This is a genomic window from Stenotrophomonas sp. 112478_Sma (assembly GCF_056479905.1).
The window spans coordinates 4215980-4235000 of record NZ_CM151072.1; the positions used below are offsets into that span (position 1 = coordinate 4215980).

The 19021-nt window shown below is 66.5% G+C and carries 13 protein-coding genes and 2 rRNA genes (1 of these 15 only partly in view); 5 read left to right on the top strand and 10 right to left on the bottom strand.

Translation table 11 applies throughout. The annotated features are described in order from the left end of the window. Positions 1–100 precede the first annotated feature (100 nt). The 4 genes from ACZK08_RS19190 to glyQ all read right to left on the bottom strand — a co-directional run bounded on the left by ACZK08_RS19190 (position 101) and on the right by glyQ (position 8999). Positions 101–3958, bottom strand: a complete 3858-nt coding sequence (locus ACZK08_RS19190) for a translocation/assembly module TamB domain-containing protein (RefSeq protein WP_065181404.1) — start codon at positions 3956–3958, stop codon at positions 101–103. Next, positions 3955–5751 (bottom strand): autotransporter assembly complex protein TamA, encoded by a 1797-nt coding sequence (locus tag ACZK08_RS19195; protein ID WP_065181616.1) that lies wholly within the window; start codon positions 5749–5751, stop codon positions 3955–3957. Before ACZK08_RS19195 ends, ACZK08_RS19190 begins: the two co-directional genes overlap by 4 nt. 176 nt (positions 5752–5927) lie before the next feature. Then, positions 5928–8003 (bottom strand): glycine--tRNA ligase subunit beta, encoded by a 2076-nt coding sequence (gene glyS / locus ACZK08_RS19200; protein ID WP_065181403.1) that lies wholly within the window; start codon positions 8001–8003, stop codon positions 5928–5930. A gap of 84 nt (positions 8004–8087) precedes the next feature. Continuing rightward, a complete protein-coding gene (gene glyQ / locus ACZK08_RS19205; RefSeq protein WP_053517689.1) occupies positions 8088–8999 on the bottom strand; it encodes a glycine--tRNA ligase subunit alpha in 912 nt (303 codons plus the stop codon). An 83-nt stretch (positions 9000–9082) separates the two neighbouring features. On the opposite strand from glyQ, the gene ACZK08_RS19210 reads away from it, so the two are divergent. From ACZK08_RS19210 to ACZK08_RS19220, 3 genes are read left to right on the top strand one after another with little or no spacing between them, the layout of a single operon-like run. Further along, positions 9083–10918 (top strand): GspE/PulE family protein, encoded by a 1836-nt coding sequence (locus ACZK08_RS19210; protein ID WP_065181402.1) that lies wholly within the window; start codon positions 9083–9085, stop codon positions 10916–10918. After that, a complete protein-coding gene (locus tag ACZK08_RS19215; RefSeq protein ID WP_053517686.1) occupies positions 10890–11636 on the top strand; it encodes a glutamine amidotransferase in 747 nt (248 codons plus the stop codon). The genes ACZK08_RS19210 and ACZK08_RS19215 overlap by 29 nt, the downstream gene beginning before the upstream one ends. Positions 11637–11685: 49 nt before the next feature. Beyond that, entirely contained in the window at positions 11686–12597 is a 912-nt protein-coding gene (locus tag ACZK08_RS19220) for a BPSS1780 family membrane protein (protein ID WP_065181401.1), read from the top strand. A 71-nt stretch (positions 12598–12668) separates the two neighbouring features. Here ACZK08_RS19220 and tatC read toward each other — a convergent pair whose 3' ends face one another. From tatC to ACZK08_RS19240, 4 genes are all read right to left on the bottom strand, one after another. Further along, on the bottom strand, positions 12669–13418 hold the full coding sequence (gene tatC / locus ACZK08_RS19225) for a twin-arginine translocase subunit TatC (protein ID WP_010482410.1): 750 nt from the start codon (positions 13416–13418) through the stop codon (positions 12669–12671). Beyond that, positions 13415–13900: a Sec-independent protein translocase protein TatB gene (gene tatB / locus ACZK08_RS19230; RefSeq protein WP_065181400.1), complete on the bottom strand. Its 486-nt coding sequence runs from the start codon at positions 13898–13900 to the stop codon at positions 13415–13417. Before tatB ends, tatC begins: the two co-directional genes overlap by 4 nt. Before the next feature lie 15 nt (positions 13901–13915). Then, on the bottom strand, positions 13916–14143 hold the full coding sequence (tatA, locus tag ACZK08_RS19235) for a Sec-independent protein translocase subunit TatA (protein ID WP_053517682.1): 228 nt from the start codon (positions 14141–14143) through the stop codon (positions 13916–13918). Positions 14144–14218: 75 nt separating this feature from the next. Then, positions 14219–15112, bottom strand: a complete 894-nt coding sequence (locus ACZK08_RS19240) for a lipid-binding SYLF domain-containing protein (protein ID WP_053517681.1) — start codon at positions 15110–15112, stop codon at positions 14219–14221. Between the two features lie 166 nt (positions 15113–15278). Between ACZK08_RS19240 and hemH the strand changes: the two genes are divergently transcribed. After that, entirely contained in the window at positions 15279–16241 is a 963-nt protein-coding gene (gene hemH, locus ACZK08_RS19245) for a ferrochelatase (RefSeq protein WP_053517680.1), read from the top strand. Further along, complete coding sequence (locus ACZK08_RS19250; protein WP_065181399.1) at positions 16238–17092, top strand: alpha/beta fold hydrolase; 855 nt, start codon at positions 16238–16240, stop codon at positions 17090–17092. The genes hemH and ACZK08_RS19250 overlap by 4 nt, the downstream gene beginning before the upstream one ends. A 64-nt stretch (positions 17093–17156) precedes the next feature. On the opposite strand, the gene rrf is transcribed toward ACZK08_RS19250, so the two are convergent. Together rrf and ACZK08_RS19260 are read right to left on the bottom strand one after the other, a co-directional pair. After that, positions 17157–17271, bottom strand: a 5S ribosomal RNA gene (gene rrf, locus ACZK08_RS19255). A gap of 125 nt (positions 17272–17396) precedes the next feature. Beyond that, positions 17397–19021, bottom strand: a 23S ribosomal RNA gene (locus ACZK08_RS19260); it runs 1255 nt beyond the window's last position.

Consider the following 19021-nt stretch of genomic DNA (forward strand, 5'->3'; position numbering starts at 1 on the left):
ACCATAGCCGCTGGGGCCGGCAGGGGCAACGGCCGATGGTTGGGGGCCGGGCGCGGCTCCCGCCGGGCGCGGCCCGGCGCTACCGGTCGATGGCGGCGGGTTACTTCTCCCGCCGCCAGTTGATCGAGCCGCGGTTTTCCACCGTGCTCGACTCCACTTCCACGTCGAAACCGCGGCGCAGCAGATACTTCAGGGTGATCACCGAACCGGCGCCGACCAGCGATACGCCATAGCCCACATACAGCTTGGGCGAGATGTACTTGCCCACGCCGATCACCGATCCGCCCAGCGCGCGCGACTGGCTTACGCCCGCATCGTCCAGGCCCAGCTTGGCCCCCAGCTGCGACGCCAGCAGGCCGCTGCCGGCCGACAGTGCGGCCGAGGCTGCATTGACCTGCTGGGCCTGGTCGCTGCTGGCACCGGTGAGGCTGCGGCCCAGCACCAGATAGGCCAGCGCTTCGGACTGCGACATCGCCGGGTCGGACCACACGTCCGCACGCGGCTGCTGTGCACGGCCGGTCACGTCGATGCCAGCGGTGACATCACCGATCCGGCGCTCGGCGCGGATGTTGATGCGCGGGTCGGATACGGCGTTGTAGTTCCAGTTGAGGTTGCCGCGGGTGATGGTCAGGTCCTGGCCATAGGCCTTGTAGCGGCCACTGACCTCCAGCCCGCCATTGGCGGTCATCTCGCGACCGGGCTTGGCCCAGACCTGCATCTTGCCGGTCAGCGCGCCCTTCAGGCCGAAGCCGGTCATCTTCACCTTGTCGCCCAGGCTGACGGTCAGGTCCATGTCCAGCGGCGAAGTGCGCGATTCCTCCGGATCGGCCGGGTCCAGCACCACCACGTCCTCGGAAACCGACGTCCCGCGATCCAGCCGCTCAAGATCGATGTCCGCCTCCGGCACATGCACGGTGCCACGCAGCTCCATCGCGGCCTTGGCCAGGGTGAAGTCCAGATTGGGGTTGGCGACGATGCGCAGTTCGCTGGTATTGGACAGCAGCACGTTCTCGCCGTGGATCTTCAGCTGCAGCGGCTGCGCATCACCGAACCAGGACAGGCCGCCATCGACATACAGCGTGCCCTGGCCCGAGTTGGCCTGCGCGGTGATCTTGGCCGAGCCGTCGGGCTGGGCGACGAAGCTGCCCTTGCCCTGGTCGAACGTCAGCCCCAGCGCGGGGAATTCGCCCTTGAAATTGCTCAGCTGCGCGTCGCCGCCCAGCGATGGCTGGCCACGGGTACCGCGCAGGCTCACGTGGCCCTCGATCAGGCCGGTCGGGCGCACGATGTCCGGCGAGAACAGCTCCAGCCAGTACAGCCGTGACATGTTGAGGTAGAGCTCACCGTTCAACGGCGCGCTGGCTTCCCAGCCGGTCTGCATCCTGGCATCGACGAAGCCGTTGCCCTGGAAGCCCATGCCCAGATAGCCCTTGATGCTGGCCGGGGTCATGTCCAGCTTCAGCGAGAACTGGTCATAACGCACCAGTTCGCCCCGGGTGCTGTCGCCACCGACGTTGCGGTTCTCGCCCAGGCGCACCCCGCCCTCCAGCGAACGCACTTCGACGTGTCCTTCCCACGCATTGCCGCGCGGCCGGATCTGCGCATCCAGACCGAGCTCGCCGCGCAGGTAGATGCGACGTCCGGACTGCGGCGGCAGCCACGGCTGCACCAGTGCCAGCGGCAACGCATCGCCGCGCACCACCAGGCCCTCGCGCGGCCAGTTCGCCTGCGCACAGAGCGCCCCGCTGCTGGCGGCAGCCAGGCAGGCCTCGGCCAGCGTGTAGCTGCCATTGTTGATGGCGAAGGCGGCCGGCGCGCGCAGCGCCCAGGCATCGCCCTTCACCGGTGCGATACGCAGCGAAGCCAGTTCGCCCCGCCATTGCTGGCCCTGCTGGCGCACGCTGCCCTGCAGGTCGATCGCGCCCAGTTCGTTGCGGGTCTGTGCCGCCAGGCGCAGGTTCGACACGCTGCCCTGCGCATCGATGTTCAACCGTTCCAGCAGCATGCCGGCGTTGACCTGCTGTCCCTGCACGGCCAGCGTGCCGCTGTCGCCACGCCACGGCAGTCGCCCCTTGATGCTCAGGCTCTCGGCGCCATAGCCATCCCAGTTGAGGTTGTTGCCGACCAGGTCCGCGGTGATGTCCGGTGCGTCACGCGGGCCGGTCACCTGTACCTGCCCGCGCAGGCCGCCATCGGCGCCAGGCAGCAGGTCGCTCAGCTGCAGCGGTTCGAAACGTGCGTCGATGTCCAGGCGGTCGCCCACCTTGCCCGAGGCGGTGACCCGGCTGCTGCCGACGGCCAGCTTCAGCTCGCCCTGGCCCTGTTCGCCCTGCAGCGCGAACTTGCCCTGCGCATCGAGGTTGCGCTGACGCAGCACGCCCTTCAGCGACGGCAGATCGACCGTGGCTTCCAGCGTGCCGGCAGTACCCGGCGGGGCATTTGCCGGCGGCGGCAGCTGGCGGCCCTTGGACGCCAAATTGCCCGACAGCCGGCCATTCCATCCAGGCACGAAATAGCCCGGGTCGAAGTCCTTCAATGTGGCCTTGGCATCCCAGTCCAGCTGCGGTGCCCATGCCACCTGGCCCTCCACCTGCAACTGCCCGCCGGGCGTCTGCGCCTGCAGCTCGCGGATCGAGGCCGCCTGGTCGTTGCCGCGCACGTCGAAACGCAGCTGCGCCTTCTGCTGCTCACGCTCCACGTCGGCACGACCGATCGCAGCCCATGCCTTCAGCGTCCCTGCCAGGCCGAAGCGGGCTTCCTTCAGTGTCACCGGTACGGGCGGACCACCGGCGGTGTTCGGATCCTCCGCCGGCACCCAGGTCAGATCATGGGCGATGACCGAGAAATCGAGTTTCTGCTGGTCTTCCTGGCTGAAATCAGCGGTACCTTCCAGGCGTGCCTCGCCCCCCAGTCCCTTCACCACCAGCGGCGAGACCTTCAGCACCTGGTCCTGCAGCGAGATGACCGAGGGCGCCAGCTCCAGCGCCTGCTCGCCCTGCTTCACCGTGCCGCGCAGCTGGGCGTTGCCGCCCTTGCCGGTGGCGCTGAAATCCAGCGCGAGTGGCGCGATGGCCGAACCCGCGAGCGCTGGCGACAGCAGAGCCGGGTCCAGTTCGTCGCTGCGCACGGTCGCGCTCCAGCTCGGATCGGTCCGCCCGTCAAACACCAGCATCGCATGCAGCGGTTTGGGCGCGCGCCCGGCCACGGCCACTTCCATGTGCGCCAGATTGCCCCGTGCAACCAGGCCGAGCGTGGCGGCCGTGCGCCCACGCGGCGCCGGCAGCACCGCGGTGACGGTCACGTCGGTGTCGTAGTCCTTGGCCGGGATGTAGCGGCCCTGGGCGGTGAAGTTGCCCATATCGCTGTCCACGACCAGCGCGCGCGCCTGGAATTCGCCGTTGGCGATTTCCACCCCGCCGCGCACGCGGCTGATGTCGATCACCGGTTCACCGGCCTGGGTCACCCGGAAACCGTCGATGGCGATGGCGTCGGCCTGGATGGCCAGCGGCATCTCGATCTGCGGCAGCGAGTCCGGCCACGACGGCAGCTTGAACGGCTCCTCGCTCTTGGCCAGGTTCAGCGAGGCATTGGTCAGTTCCAGCCTGTCGAGCAGCAGTTTGCGGCCCAGCAGCGGGCGCAGGTCCGGCTCCAGGTACGCGCGCTCGGCATGGAAGTGGATGTCGTCATAGCGGAAGTCGACGTTGTAGAGCGTCAGCGGGCCGGCCACCGGTCCGTCCACCTTGTCCCAGGTGAAGCTGGCACCCACCGGCAGGCGCGCGACCACCTGCGCCAGCAGCACGTCACGGCCGGCCACGGTCTGCAGCAGCCAGTACAGCAGCAGCAGGCCGAGCAGGACCAGACCCAGCACGCCCACGCCAGACCATGCCCAGAAGCGGCGGCGGCGATAGAAGCGCACGCGCGGCGGCGGTGTTCCCGGGGTCTGTGCGGGCGTGCTCACAGGTCCGCTCCGATGTTCAGATACAGCTGGAACTGCGAATCCGGGTTGTTCAGGCCGTGGGCCACGTCGATGCGCACCGGGCCCACCGGCGACTTCCAGCGCACGCCGAAGCCCACACCGGTATGCAGGTCGATGGTGTTGTCGAAGGCACTGCCGGTGTCGACGAACACCGCCGCACCCCAGGGGCCACCGTTGAAGTAGTGCTCGTACTCGGCCGAGCCGATCACCAGGTTCTTGGCACCCAGCGCGTACTTGTCCGGCGCGGGCGTGCGCGGGCCCACCTCGCGGTAGGCATAGCCACGGATGCTGCGGTCACCGCCAGCGAAGTAGCGCAGGCTGGGTGGCATCGCCACCAGATCGCTGGTCCAGGTGGTGCCCCCCTCGCCACGCAGGATCAGGCGGTTGCTTTCGCCCACCGGAACGTACCAGCGAAGCACGGCATTGGCCTGCACGAAGCTGGTATCGGAGCCGGCGCCTTCAACGCCCGCGCGCACGGTGGCCGTGCCGCTGATGCCTTTGCGCGGGAACATCTCGTCATCGACATTGACGTAGTCGGCCACCAGCTGCGGATAGACCAGCGTGGAGGTGTTGTAGACCGCGTCGGTGAACTCGGTACCCGATGCATAGCGCCAGCGCTCGCGCAGCGCGTTGACCGACGCGATCGCGGTCCAGTATTCGTTGATCTCGCCGCTGCGGCTGGCGATCAGCTTGAAGTTGCGCAGGTCGATGTAGTCGGTCTGCTCGTCGTAGGCGCTGGCGGCGAAGGTATACCAGCCATCAAGCCAGGCGAACGCGGGAATCCGGTAGCTGGTCACCAGGCTCTTGCGCTTCTGCGCATAGTCCAGCTGGGTGTTCATCTTGTGGCCGCGGTTGTTGAGGAACCGCCGCTCGACACCGCCGCGTACACCGGGACCACTCTCGCTGCCGTAGCTCAGGCCCGCGGTGTAGATCGTGCGCTTGGCACGGGTCAGCTTGACGTCGACCGGCACCTCACCATTGTCGTCGGCCTGGTCCGGCCGCGGCTGGATGTCGATCACGCTGAAGTAGTCGAGCTTGGTCAGCGACTCGCGCAGCCGGTCCAGCTTGCCTTCGTGGTAGTAGCTGCCCTGTTCCCAGTACACCAGCGGATCGAACAGCTTGTCGACGAAGTAATCCTGCTCGAACCGGACCGGGCCCATGTTGTAGCGGCGGCCGCTGTCCCAGGTCAGGTCGATGTCCGCGGCGTTGTCGGCCCGGGTGATCTGTACCTGGCGCTGGGTGTAATCGGCATCGAAGTAGCCACGCTCGGCCAGGCGGCGGGTGATGGTGATCTTGCTGGCTTCGTACTGGGTATGTTCGAAACGCTGGCCCTTGCGTGGCTTGAAGGCGCTCAGGTCATCCTGCAGGTACTGGTCGTACATGGCCGGGCCGGTGATGTCGATGTGCTCGCGCCGCACCGTCACCGGCGTGCCCTTGTCGACGTGGATCAGCACCTGCACATGCTCGTCCTGGCGCGGCGCCTCCACCGTGATCACCGGGTTGTAGTACCCGAACGGCTCCAACGCCTGCCGGGTCTGCCGCTCGGCCTGTGACAGCAGGTACTCCAGCCGCGATTCACCCTGCTCCTTGCCGATCGTGTCGTACAGCGTGAGCGATTCCTGGATGTTCTCGATGATCGCGGCGTCGTCGCCCTTGTCCAATCCCTTGATGTCCACCTTGTCGATGGTGCCGCGCGCGTGGGCCACGGGGGTGGCGACCAGCGACAGGACCATCAGCGGCAGGGCGTATTTCTTTGGCTGCATGCGGCACAGCATACCGACCCAACGTGACGATGCGAAATGCATCACGCCTTCAGGCATCGGTTGTTAAGTGGCGGTCAAAATACGCGTTACCGACATCATCCGCATGATGTCGGTAACGCCGGGCCATGCCCGGCGGCTTCTTCCAGCACCACACCGCGCGTTCGCCGGGCGTGGCCCGGCGCGACCACTCAGCTCGACAGATGCTCGATCGCGGCGACCTTGCCCAGTCGCTCGCCCAGCAGGGTCAGCAGCGCCAGGCGATTGCCGCGCAGTGCGGGGTCTTCGGCATTGACCATCACACCATCGAAGAATGCATCGACCTGCGGGCGCAGGCGGGCCAGGCGGGCCAGCACGGCCACGTAGTCCTTCTGATGCAGGCTGGCGCCCGTGTCGTCGATGGCGGCGGTGACGGCTTCGGCCAGCGCGCGCTCGGCCTCCTCCTGCAGCAGCGACGGGTCGATCTGGCCCGGAATGTCGCCTTCAGCCTTACGGAGGATGTTGCGGATGCGCTTGTTCGCGGCGGCCAGGGCCTCGGCCTCGGGCAGCGCTGCAAACGTGCCGATCGCGTCGAGGCGGCGATCGAAGTCGTACAGCGACGCCGGCTTCAGTTCGGCAACCGCGTTGAAGTGGGTGGCCGGCACGCCCTTGTCGGCGTAATAGCCCTTCAGGCGATCCAGGATGAAGTCGTACAGCTCACCCACATCGGCCTGCACGCCACGCGCAGCCAGGCCCTGGTTGGCGCTGGCCAGCAGCGCGCGCAGGTCCAGCTCGAAGCCACTCTCGATGATCGTACGGGCCAGGCCCAGTGCGTTGCGGCGCAGGGCAAAGGGATCCTTGTTGCCGGTCGGCTTCAGGCCCGCCGCGAACCCGCCGGCCAGTGTGTCCACACGCTCGGCGATGGCCAGCACCTTGCCCAACGGCGACAGCGCGATGTCATCGCCACCGAAGCGCGGCTGGTACGCCTCGTCGAGGGCCAGCGCCACGTCCGGCGATTCTCCGCCCGCCACCGCGTAATGGCGGCCGGCGATGCCCTGCAGTTCCGGGAACTCGTTGACCATGCGCGACTGCAGGTCGTTCTTGGCCAGCTCCGCGCTGCGGCGGGCCTGCACCGGATCGGCACCCACCTGCACGGCAACCGCTTCGGCCAGCGCCGCCACGCGCGCGACCTTGTCCGCCACGCTGCCCAGCTTGGCCTGGTAGGTCACGGTCTTCAGGCCCTCGCCCATCGCGGCCAGCCCCTGCTTCAGGTCTTCATCGAAGAAGAACTTGGCATCGGCGAAGCGCGGGCGGATCACGCGTTCGTAGCCCTTGGCCACTTCGGCCACATCCTTCGACTCGATGTTGGCGATGCCGATGAACTTCTCGGTCAGCGTGCCCGCGTCATCCAGCACCGGGAAGAACTTCTGGTTGATCTCCATCGTTTCGATCAACGCTTCCTGCGGCACGGCCAGGAAGGCGCGCTCGAAGCTGCACAGCACTGCCGAGGGCCACTCGACCAGGTTCACCACCTGCTCAAGATTGTCCTCGGTGATGCGCGCACTGCCGCCAGCCTTGCCGGCGGCGGCTTCGACCTCGGCGACGATGCGCGCGCGGCGCTCGGCCGGGTCGACCAGCACATGGGCCGCGCGCAGCGATTCGACGTAGTCCTGCGGCTGGGTCAGCCACACGGTCTTGTCATGGTGGAAGCGATGGCCACGGCTCATGCGGTCGGCCTTGAGGCCGAACAACTCGGCCGCGACCACGTCCTTGCCGTGCAGCAGCACCAGCCAATGCACCGGCCGCGCGAAGCCCCACGGGTGGTCGCCCCAGCGCATCGGCTTGGGGATCGGCATGGCGGCGATGGCCTCGCGCAGGATCTCGGGCAGCAGATCGGCGGTGCTCGCGCCCGGCGTCACCGCGCGATGCACGAAACGCTCACCCTTGTTGTCGGTGGTCTTCTCCAGCGCGGTCCAGTCGATGCCGGCCTTGGCGGCGAAGCCCTGCAACGCCTTGGTCGGCTGGCCTTCTGCATCCAGCGCGATGTTCAGGTACGGGCCCAGCACTTCGCTGTGCTGCTCCGGCTGTTCGAGGCCGACGCCCGGCAGCAGCACGGCCAACCGGCGCGGGGTGGACAGCGGGCGTGCATCGCCCGTGTCCAGTGCAATGCCGCGCTTGCGCAGGCCTTCGACAACACCGTCGAAAAACGCCTGGGCCAGGCCCGGCAGCGCCTTGACCGGCAACTCCTCGGTGCCCAGTTCGATCAGCAGGGGGGACAATTGGCTCATCGGTTCGATCCTGTGGTGGGGGGCGCAGCGCGCAACGCGTCCGGCGCCCCGGGGGTGATGAAAAGCAGGGTGGGAGAGCGGCCGTCAGGCTTTCTTCGCGCCCGGGAAGCCCAGCTTCTCGCGCTGCTCGTAGTAGGCCCGGGCCACCGCCTGGGCCAGCGCACGCACGCGCAGGATGTAGCGTTGGCGTTCGGTCACGCTGATGGCGCGGCGCGCATCCAGTAGGTTGAACGTGTGGCTGGCCTTCATCACCTGCTCGTAGGCCGGCAGCGGCAGGCCCACTTCGACCAGCTTCTGCGCCTCGCGCTCGCAGGCGTCGAAGCGGTGGAACATTTCTTCCACGTCGGCATGCTCGAAGTTGTAGGTGCTCTGCTCCACCTCGTTCTGGTGATAGACGTCACCGTAGGTCACCGGCTGTCCGTCCGGCCCGTAGGTCCACACCAGGTCGTAGACGTTGTCGCAGTTCTGCAGGTACATGCACAGGCGCTCGAGACCATAGGTGATCTCGCCCAGCACCGGGCGGCACTCCAGGCCACCGGCCTGCTGGAAGTAGGTGAACTGGGTCACTTCCATGCCGTTGAGCCAGACCTCCCAGCCCAGGCCCCAGGCACCCAGGGTCGGCGACTCCCAGTTGTCCTCGACGAAGCGCAGGTCGTGCACCAGCGGGTCGATGCCCAGCGCCTGCAGCGAATCCAGGTACAGCTGCTGGATGTTGTCCGGCGCCGGCTTCATCGCCACCTGGTACTGGTAATAGCGCTGCAGGCGGTTCGGGTTCTCGCCGTAACGGCCGTCGGTGGGACGGCGCGAGGGCTGCACGTAGGCCGCGTTCCAGCCTTCCGGACCGATCGCACGCAGGAAGGTCGCCGGGTGGAACGTACCGGCGCCCACCTCCAGGTCGAGCGGCTGGATGAGCACGCAGCCCTGCTGGGCCCAGAACTGGTTCAGGGTCTGGATCAGGCCCTGGAAGGTGATCGGAACGGTCGGGGTCGCGGACATGCGGACGATTCTTGGCCGGCAAGGGGGTGCGCTAGTATAACGGCCGACCTGCGGGGCATTCCGTACCCGGGAGGAGCAGGCAGATGGAACATCGGCTGCCGGCGGGCACGCCCGGCGAGCCCGGCGCGGTACCGCTGCCGTGGGGCCGCCTGCTGTTTGAACAGGTCTCGGCCGCACTGCTGGCCGATGGCCTGGTGGCCGGGCAGGACCGCGAGCGCGTGCGGTTTTCCGCGCAGGGCGCCCGCAACGCCAGTGAAGTCCATCCGCTGGTACTGCTGTCCAACCTCAAGCTTGCCGCCAGCGACGGCGGCGAACTGACCCTGGAACGCCTCACCGAGTGGCTGGCGCGGCGCACCGGCACCCGCTACCTGCGCATCGACCCGACCCGCGTCGATGTGGCGGCGGTCACGGCCCTGGTTTCGCACGCCTATGCGCGCCGCCATCGCTTCCTGCCACTGGCGGTGGACGCCGAACGCGTGCTGGTGGCCACCAGCGAACCGCTGGTACAGGAATGGCGCCGCGACCTGCAGCACCTGACCCGCCGCCGCATCGAGCTGGCCGTGGTCAATCCGCTGGACCTGCACCGCTACACCATGGAGTTCTACGGCGTCACGCGCTCGGTGCGTGGCGCACGCGGCGACGTGCGCGGCGAGGTGAACACCGCCCTGCCCAGCTTCGAGCAGCTGGTCGAGCTCGGCCGCACCGGCGACGTCAATGCCGACGACCAGCACATCGTGCACATCGTCGACTGGCTGCTGCAGTACGCCTATGAGCAGCGTGCGTCGGACATCCACCTGGAGCCGCGCCGCGACATGGGCCGCATGCGGTTCCGCATCGATGGCGTGCTGCACAAGGTGTTCGAGGTGCCACCGGCGGTGATGACCGCCGTGGTCAGCCGCATCAAGGTGCTGGGCCGCATGGACCTGGCCGAGCGTCGCCGGCCGCAGGATGGCCGCATCAAGACCCGGTCACCGGGTGGGCGCGAGGTGGAAATGCGCCTGTCGACCATGCCCACAGCGTTCGGCGAGAAGTGCGTGATGCGCATCTTCGACCCGGATGCGGCGTTCAAGAGCATCGACCAGCTGGGTTTCAGCCCGCAGGAGGCTGCCGGCTGGAACGCCCTGGTCGAGCGTCCGCACGGCATCGTGCTGGTGACCGGCCCGACCGGCTCCGGCAAGACCACCACCCTGTACTCCACGCTCAAGCGCCTGGCCACCCCGGACGTGAACGTGTGCACGGTGGAGGATCCGATCGAGATGATCGCGCCGGAGTTCAACCAGATGCAGGTGCAGACCAACATCGACCTGGACTTCGCCAGCGGCGTACGCACCCTGCTGCGGCAGGATCCGGACATCATCATGATCGGCGAGATCCGCGACCTGGAAACCGCGCAGATGGCGGTACAGGCGTCGCTGACGGGCCATCTGGTGCTGTCCACCCTGCACACCAACGACGCCCCCTCGGCCATCACCCGCCTGCTCGACCTGGGCGTGCCGCATTACCTGCTGGCCTCCACCGTCAACGGCATCCTCGCCCAGCGCCTGGTGCGCACCCTGTGCCCGCACTGCAAGCAGCCGCATACGCTCGGTGCCGCCGATTGGGCGGTACTGGCTGATAGCCATGCCGCATATCCAGATGCCGCCACGCCCTGTCGGCCGGTCGGTTGCCTGGAGTGCCGGCGCACCGGTTTCCTCGGCCGCATCGGCCTGTATGAGTTGCTGCCATTGGGTTCGCGGCTTCGCGCGCAGATCCGCGCCGACATGGATCTGGCCGGTTTCAGCCGTGCCGCCCGTGCCGAGGGCCTGCGAACCCTGCGCCAGGCGGGGCTTGAAAAGGTGGCGCAGGGGCTGACTACAATCGAGGAAGTCCTGTCTGTCCTGCCGCCCCCGGATGAACCCAGCGCCTTTCCTGATTCTTGAAACCGGCCGTCCAGTGCCCTCGCTGCGTCGTTATGGGCGTTTCCCGCACTGGATCCGCGTCGCCGCCGGCCTGGAAGAACACGAGACGGTGGTGGTCGATGTCGAGCACGGCGGCGTCCTGCCCGACCCGCGCGCGTTCGCCGGGGTGATGGTGACCGGCTCGGCCGCTTTCGTCACCGACCACGCCGACTGGAGCGAGCGCAGCGCGGCGTGGCTGCGGCAGGCCGCCCACGATGACGTGCCGGTGTTCGGCATCTGCTACGGGCACCAGCTGCTGGCGCATGCGCTGGGCGGCGAAGTGGCCTACAACCCGGCCGGACGCGAGTCGGGCACCATTGAACTGGAGCTGCAGCCGCAGGCAGCACAGGACCCCCTGTTCCAGGGGCTGCCGCAGCATTTCGCGGCACACGCGACCCATCTGCAGACCGTACTGCGTGCCCCCGAGGGGGCCGCCGTGCTGGCACGGTCGCCGCAGGATGGCTGCCATGCCTTCCGCTGGGGCCGGCAGGCGTGGGGCGTGCAGTTCCATCCCGAGTTCGCCACCCACCACATGCGCGGCTACGTGCGTGCGCGGGCCGACTGCATCGGCCGCCATGGTGGCTGCGCCCGCAGCATCGAGCGCGCGGTCAGCGCCGCCCCCCTGGCCCGGCAGCTGCTGCGCCGTTTCGTCCGCCAGGCACGGCAGTCTTCAGCCCAGCCGGCGGCAAAACAGGGATAATCGGCGGCGCGGGTACTGCCCGCTCCCCTTCTGTCCTCTCCGGATGTCCATGAAAGAGATTCGCAAGCTGCCGGCCTCGGCGGGCGCCCAGTGGTTGCTGGATACGTTCTCCCTGTACCGGCGTGCACCGCTGCAGCTGGCGCGGATCGGCCTGACCTGGATGCTGGTCAGCTGGGTGGTCACCCTGCTGTCCACCCTGGTGCCCGGCGCGCTCGGTCTGGCCGTGCAGCTGATGACCCTGGCCGTCTCGCCGATCATGTTCGGCGGCATGCTGTACGCCATGGGCGAGATCGACGACGGCCGGCCCGGCCTGGTCACCCACCTGCTGCAGCCGATCCGTGACCACCGCGTCAGCCACCTGCTGGTGCCGCTGGCGATCCAGGTGCTGGTGGTCCTGCTGCTGGGCGTGCTGCTGTACCTGATGATCGGTCGCGAAGGCTTCGCCGCCTTCAGCGACGTCATGGCACGGATGGAAGAGATCGCCCGCAGCAACCAGCAGGTCAGCCCCGAAGCCGCCGCCGAACTGGTCGCCCAGCTGCCAGCCACGCGCATCGCACTGTGGATGCTGCTGGTGTTCGTGACCGCCATCGCACTGACCCTGGCGATGTTCACCCAGCCAGCGCTGGTGGTGTTCGACAAGCAGAGCGGCATGCACGCCCTGCGCCTGAGCCTGCAGGGCTGCATCGAGAACATCGCGGCGATGGCGGTGTTCGCTGTGCTCGGCGTAATCGCCGCCTTCTGCGGCTACATCCTGTTCGTGATCGTGATCCAGATCTCGATGCTGCTGGGGGGGCAGATGGTTGCCGTGTTCATCGCACAGCTGCTGCTGACCACCGTGGTGATGCCGCTGTACGTCGGCGCGGTGTATGCCGCCTGGAAGCAGATGTTCGTGCACCGTGGCAGCCGTGGCGCTCCGCCGGTTCCGGCCACGCCGCCGGCGAACGACGTCTTCCACGCCTGAGCACGCCCAACGGTAGCGCCGGGCCATGCCCGGCGGACTACCCATGCCGGGCCATGCCCGGCGCTGCCGCATCACGCGGCGGGCTTCTTCACCACCGAGGACGGCACCAGCCACCGCGCGGCATGGATGCCCAGCTCGTACAGCAGGCACATCGGGATCGCCAGCATCAGCTGCGAGACCACGTCCGGCGGCGTCAGCACGGCCGCCACCACGAAGATGCCCACGATCGCGTAGCCACGGCCTTCCTTGAACTGCTGCGGCGTCACCCATCCCAGCAGCACCAGGATCACCATCGCCACCGGCAGCTCGAAGCTGCCACCGAAGGCGAAGAAGATCGCCAGCACGAAATCCAGGTAAGCGTTGGCATCCGGAGTGATCGCGATCACATCGGGGCTGAAGGTGGTGAGGAAGTGGAACACCGCCGGCAACACCAGGAAATACGCGAAGGCGCAACCGGTGTAGAAAAGCAGCACCGACGACACCAGCAGCGGCACCGCCAGGCGTTTTTCGCGGGCATACAGTCCCGGCGCGACGAAGGCCCACAGCTGGTACAGCAGCCACGGCACCGCCACGAACAGCGCGACGAAGAAGGTCAGCTTCAACGGAGCGAAGAAGGCGCCGGCCGGGTTGGTGGCGATCATCGTCTGGCCGTTCGGCAGCTGCGAGACCAGCGGTTCGGCCAGCGCGTTGTACAACTTCTGGGTAAAGGGCAGCAGTGCCAGCAGCACCACGCCCAGGCCCAGCAGCGCACGCACCAGGCGGCCGCGAAGCTCCACCAGATGCTCAACCAGCGAGCTCTCGCCGAAATCCTGTTCGCTCATCGGCCGCGCTCCTCGCTCTGCGACGCTGGCACCGGACGGGTGTCGTCTACATCCGCTGCGGATGCAGCGGACGCCCCGCCGGCATCGGCCGCAGTGCCGTCGCCCATGGACGCGGGAGGTGCAGCCTGCTGTGCCTGGCTGACATGCGGCGGCAGGTCCGCCGGCGCCGGTGCCCGCGTCTCCTGCGCCAGCGCATCACCCTGTTGCTGTGCCTGCGCGGCTTCGCGACGGATCGCCTCGCCGCTGGCACGCAACTGGTTCTCGGTGTCCTGCATGCCCTGCCGCACGTCCTGCATCTGCCGCTTGATCTCTTCGGCCTGCAGTTCGCGCTCCAGTTCCTGTTTCACCGAGTCCCACTGATTGCGGGCACGACGGACCCACAGGCCGGCAAAACGGGCCGCCTTGGGCAGACGCTCGGGACCGAGCACCACCAGGGCGACCACCGCAATGACCAGCAGTTCGCTGAAGCCGATATCAAACACCGCGACCGCTCCGGATCAGCGTGCGTTGCGGTCGTGCTCGTCCTGCGCGGTGCGCGAGGCGTCCTGGCTGCGCGTCTCATCGCCCAGCTGCGCGTTCGGCTTGTCCTCGTCGCGCATGCCCTTCTTGAATTCCTTGACCGCCGAACCGAGGTCCTTGGCGCCGCTGGTCAGACGCTTGGTGCCGAACACCAGCAGGACGATGGCCAGCACGACCAACCAATGCCAGATGCTGAAACTGCCCATAAAGACGCTCGTTACGTTAGTGATCAGGCTGTCGAGCATAGCGCACCGGCCGTTAGCCGGCGCGCGTGACGAAAGTCAGTTCCCGCCCAGCGTCTCCGTGCGGATTTCGCCTTCATTGACCGGCTGGAAGCCCTGCTGCTGTGGCGGCGGGTTCTGCGGCACGTTCTGCAGGGGCGCGGTGGTGGCTTCCGCCGGGACCGCCGGGGCTGCCTGAACAGGCGGCGGTGCGACCGTCGGCGCCGGAGCCGGGCGCGAGGCCGTGCCACCATTGCCACCGCGGTTGTTGCGCGCGGCATAGGTCGCCTCCTCCAGGCGATCACGGAAGGCGACCACATCCATCGACGGCGCACCTGCTGCCCGGCCCTCGAAGATCATCCGCGGCGTGGTGTTGCTGCCATAGGCGTCAAGGTTGGCGGCATCGTCGATCTGCAGCACCGCACCGTCCAGGGCGACGCCGGCGAACAGGCCACGCGCACGCGACCACGACCAGATTTCGGCCTTGAGCTGGCCGTCGGTGGCCGCGGCCGCATTGCGGCCGACCGGACCGGCCGCCACACCGGCATCGGCGCCTAGGGTGAACTTGCCGTTGACCAGGTTGTCCAGGCTGCGGTCGTTGCGGAACACCAGCACCACGTCCGACGACTGCACGCCGGCCTGGAAGCCAATGCTGCCGCCGGTGAGCTTGACGAAGACCGGGTTGGACCACGCGCCGTTGGGCATGCGGACCGACATCAGGCCATGCCCGCGGCGGCCACCGATGACCAGGCCTGCCTTGATCGTGTCGGGAATGACGATGACCGCGCGGCCTTCGTCGAGCAGTTTGTCCGGAATCCCCTGTTCAGGGATTTCCTGGATTTCAGCCAGCACACGCACCGCGTTGCGGGCGCGCTGGTCTTCCTGCGGCCCGGCCATGGCCTGGCTGGACAGCAGGCTGGCGGCGATCAGCAGGGCTTGGATCGGGCGACGCATGGCAGGCTCCAGAAGTCAGTCCATAAGAAGATATAGCAAGTGACTGAAATTAGTAGTGTTGTGATGAATCGGCAATGAGCGTCATCGGTCCCGCATCGGAGATGACTATGCCTGCGATGCAGATCCTGCATCCCGATACAGCGGCAGATCGGCGACAATGAGACCCATGCTCGACGCACCCGATACCGCCGTGCTGGCGGTCAACCTAGGCACGCCCGAGACGCCGACGGCCCCCGCCGTACGCCGTTACCTGGCTGAGTTCCTGTCCGACCCGCGCGTGGTGTCGATTCCGGCGCTGCTGTGGCAGCCGCTGCTGCGCGGCCTGATCCTGCCATTGCGCAGCGGCCGCTCGGCCGCCAAGTACGCCCAGGTCTGGCTGCCCGAGGGCTCGCCGCTGATGGTCCATACCCGGCGGCTGGCGCAGGCCATGCAGGCACTGCTGCCGACCCTGCGCGTGCGCCATGCGATGCGCTATGGCGAACCCGCATTGACCGCGGAACTGGACCGGCTGGCGGCGGAAGGCGTGCGGCGCATCGTCGTGCTGCCGCTCTATCCCCAGTATTCGACCACCACCACCGCATCGGTGGAGGATCGTGTCGATGCCTGGCAGCGCAGGAATCCGGGCATCACGGTCAGCCTGGTACAGGACTACTCGGTCGACCCGGACTGGGTCGCAGCCGTGGCAGCCTCCATCCAGCGCTACTGGCAGGCGCATGGCCGTGGCCAGAGGTTGATGTTCTCCTTCCACGGCATTCCACAGCGCCTGGCCGATGGCGGTGATCCCTATCCGCAGCGCTGCGAGGCCAGTGCGCAGGCGATCGCCAATGCGCTGGGCCTGGAACGGAGCGAGTGGCAGCTCGGCTACCAGTCGCGTTTCGGGCGCGAGCGCTGGTTGCAGCCGTATGCCGAACCCAGCCTGTGGGCGCTGGCCGAGGCCGGCGTGAAGCAGATCGACGTGGTCTGTCCCGGCTTTGCCACCGACTGCCTGGAAACGCTGGAAGAAGTCGAGATGGGATTCACTGAAACCCTCGCCGAACGCGGCGCACGGATGCGTTACATCCCCTGCCTCAACGATGGATCCGAGCACGCGCGTGCCTTGGCACGGCTGGCCGTGGCCTCGCTGGCATGAGCCTGCAGGGGTTCGAACTCGAGGTCGGCGGCGCGCGCGTGGCCGGCCTGCGCAATCACGGGGAGGGCCCGCGTGTGCTGGCCCTGCATGGGTGGTTGGATAACGCCGCCAGCTTCGTGCCACTCGCGCCGCATCTGCCCCATCTGGATCTGGTGGCCATCGACCTGCCTGGCCATGGCCACAGCGCCCATCTCCCGGCCGGCGCCAGCTACACCACCGCTGCCGCGATCTGCCACGTGCTTGACGTGGCCGACGCGCTGGGCTGGGAGCGTTTCAGCCTGCTCGGCCACTCGATGGGCGCGGGCATCGCCAGCCTCACTGCGGCGGTCAGTGACCGCATCGAACGCCTGGTCGCCATCGAAGCGCTGGGTGGCCTGCGGGGACCTGAAGAGGACACCGCGCATCGGCTGCGTGAGCATGTGACTGCCACGCGCGCGCTATCGCGCAAGCAGCTCAGGGTCTTTCCCGATCTTGCCGCGCCGATCCGCGCGCGGATGATGACCAACCAGCTCAGTGAAGGCTGCGCGCGCCTGCTGGTCGAGCGCGGGGTCGAACCCGTAGAGGGCGGCTATCGCTGGTGCAGCGATCCGCGCCTGATGCTGCCCACCGCCATCCGGCTCAGCGAGGGCCAGATCGACAACCTGCTGCAGGCCATCGCCTGCCCTACGCAGGTGATCTACGCGACTCCCGCGCAGTCGTACTATCCCGAGCCGATGCGCAGCGAGCGACTGCAGCACCTGCGCGACGGGCGCCTGGCCGTGTTTCCGGGCAACCATCACCTGCATATGGAAGCGCCTGCGCAGATCGCGGCAGTGATCCAGCCGTTTCTGGGGCACGACAACGCCGGCTGAAACATCGGCTGTTGAAACGCATAAAGAAAAACCCCGCTGCGCGAGCAGCGGGGTTTTGTATAAACCCTGGCGATGACCTACTCTCGCATGGCTTGAGCCACACTACCATCGGCGCAGCTGCGTTTCACTTCCGAGTTCGGGATGGGATCGGGTGGTTCCACAGCGCTAATTTCACCAGGGAGGCTTTTGGAGAGTCGCACTCGTCCCGAGGGACAAGGCGCCAGCCTCGCATAGTTCTTGTGACGTAGCGTGCACTTGGATGCTCTTACGACGCTGTCGTAAAGCCAAGGCAACTTGAGGTTATATGGTCAAGCCGCACGGATCATTAGTATCAGTTAGCTCAATACATTGCTGTACTTACACACCTGACCTATCAACCACGTAGTCTACATGGTTCCTTCAGGGGGCTTGTGCCCCGGGAGATCTCATCTTGAGGCGCGCTTCCCGCTTAGATGCTTTCAGCGGTTATCGCTTCCGAACATAGCTACCCGGCAATGCCACTGGCGTGACAACCGGAACACCAGAGGTTCGTCCACTCCGGTCCTCTCGTACTAGGAGCAGCCCCTCTCAAATCTCCAACGCCCATGGCAGATAGGGACCGAACTGTCTCACGACGTTCTGAACCCAGCTCGCGTACCACTTTAAATGGCGAACAGCCATACCCTTGGGACCGACTACAGCCCCAGGATGTGATGAGCCGACATCGAGGTGCCAAACACCGCCGTCGATATGAACTCTTGGGCGGTATCAGCCTGTTATCCCCGGAGTACCTTTTATCCGTTGAGCGATGGCCCTTCCATACAGAACCACCGGATCACTAAGTCCTAGTTTCCTACCTGCTTGATCCGTCGATCTTGCAGTCAAGCACGCTTATGCCTTTGCACACAGTGCGCGATGTCCGACCGCGCTGAGCGTACCTTCGAGCTCCTCCGTTACTCTTTAGGAGGAGACCGCCCCAGTCAAACTACCCACCATACACGGTCCCCGACCCAGATAATGGGCCCAGGTTAGAACGTCAAGCACGACAGGGTGGTATTTCAAGGATGGCTCCACCACAGCTAGCGCCATGGTTTCATAGCCTCCCACCTATCCTACACAGACGAACTCAACGTTCAGTGTAAAGCTATAGTAAAGGTTCACGGGGTCTTTCCGTCTTGCCACGGGAACGCTGCATCTTCACAGCGATTTCAATTTCACTGAGTCTCGGGTGGAGACAGCGCCGCTGTCGTTACGCCATTCGTGCAGGTCGGAACTTACCCGACAAGGAATTTCGCTACCTTAGGACCGTTATAGTTACGGCCGCCGTTTACTGGGGCTTCGATCAAGAGCTTCGCCTTGCGGCTGACCCCATCAATTAACCTTCCAGCACCGGGCAGGCGTCACACCCTATACGTCCACTTTCGTGTTTGCAGAGTGCTGTGTTTTTGATAAACAGTCGCAGCGGCCTGGTTACTGCGACCCTCTTCAGCTATAGCTCGCACGAGCCACCAAAAAGGGTGCACCTTCTCCCGAAGTTACGGTGCCATGTTGCCTAGTTCCTTCACCCGAGTTCTCTCAAGCGCCTGAGAATTCTCATCCTACCCACCTGTGTCGGTTTACGGTACGGTCTGCGTAAGCTGAAGCTTAGGAGCTTTTCCTGGAAGCGTGGTATCAGTGACTTCGTCTTAAAGACTCGTCTCGGTGCTCGGTCTTAAAGGATCCCGGATTTGCCAAAGATCCAAACCTACCGCCTTTCCCCGGGACAACCAACGCCCGGTACACCTAACCTTCTCCGTCCCTCCATCGCACTTACGCGAGGTGCAGGAATATTAACCTGCTTCCCATCGACTACGACTTTCGTCCTCGCCTTAGGGGCCGACTCACCCTGCGCCGATTAACGTTGCGCAAGGAAACCTTGGGCTTTCGGCGTGCGGGTTTTTCACCCGCATT

What these genes read in the sequence shown, in the direction of transcription:
- ACZK08_RS19195 (WP_065181616.1), bottom strand. Translation starts at nt 5,751, where the DNA reads ATGCTGTGCCGCATGCAGCCAAAGAAATACGCCCTGCCGCTGATGGTC.
- glyS (WP_065181403.1), bottom strand. Translation starts at nt 8,003, where the DNA reads ATGAGCCAATTGTCCCCCCTGCTGATCGAACTGGGCACCGAGGAGTTG.
- glyQ (WP_053517689.1), bottom strand. Translation starts at nt 8,999, where the DNA reads ATGTCCGCGACCCCGACCGTTCCGATCACCTTCCAGGGCCTGATCCAG.
- ACZK08_RS19210 (WP_065181402.1), top strand. Translation starts at nt 9,083, where the DNA reads ATGGAACATCGGCTGCCGGCGGGCACGCCCGGCGAGCCCGGCGCGGTA.
- ACZK08_RS19215 (WP_053517686.1), top strand. Translation starts at nt 10,890, where the DNA reads ATGAACCCAGCGCCTTTCCTGATTCTTGAAACCGGCCGTCCAGTGCCC.
- ACZK08_RS19220 (WP_065181401.1), top strand. Translation starts at nt 11,686, where the DNA reads ATGAAAGAGATTCGCAAGCTGCCGGCCTCGGCGGGCGCCCAGTGGTTG.
- tatC (WP_010482410.1), bottom strand. Translation starts at nt 13,418, where the DNA reads ATGAGCGAACAGGATTTCGGCGAGAGCTCGCTGGTTGAGCATCTGGTG.
- tatA (WP_053517682.1), bottom strand. Translation starts at nt 14,143, where the DNA reads ATGGGCAGTTTCAGCATCTGGCATTGGTTGGTCGTGCTGGCCATCGTC.
- ACZK08_RS19240 (WP_053517681.1), bottom strand. Translation starts at nt 15,112, where the DNA reads ATGCGTCGCCCGATCCAAGCCCTGCTGATCGCCGCCAGCCTGCTGTCC.
- hemH (WP_053517680.1), top strand. Translation starts at nt 15,279, where the DNA reads ATGCTCGACGCACCCGATACCGCCGTGCTGGCGGTCAACCTAGGCACG.
- ACZK08_RS19250 (WP_065181399.1), top strand. Translation starts at nt 16,238, where the DNA reads ATGAGCCTGCAGGGGTTCGAACTCGAGGTCGGCGGCGCGCGCGTGGCC.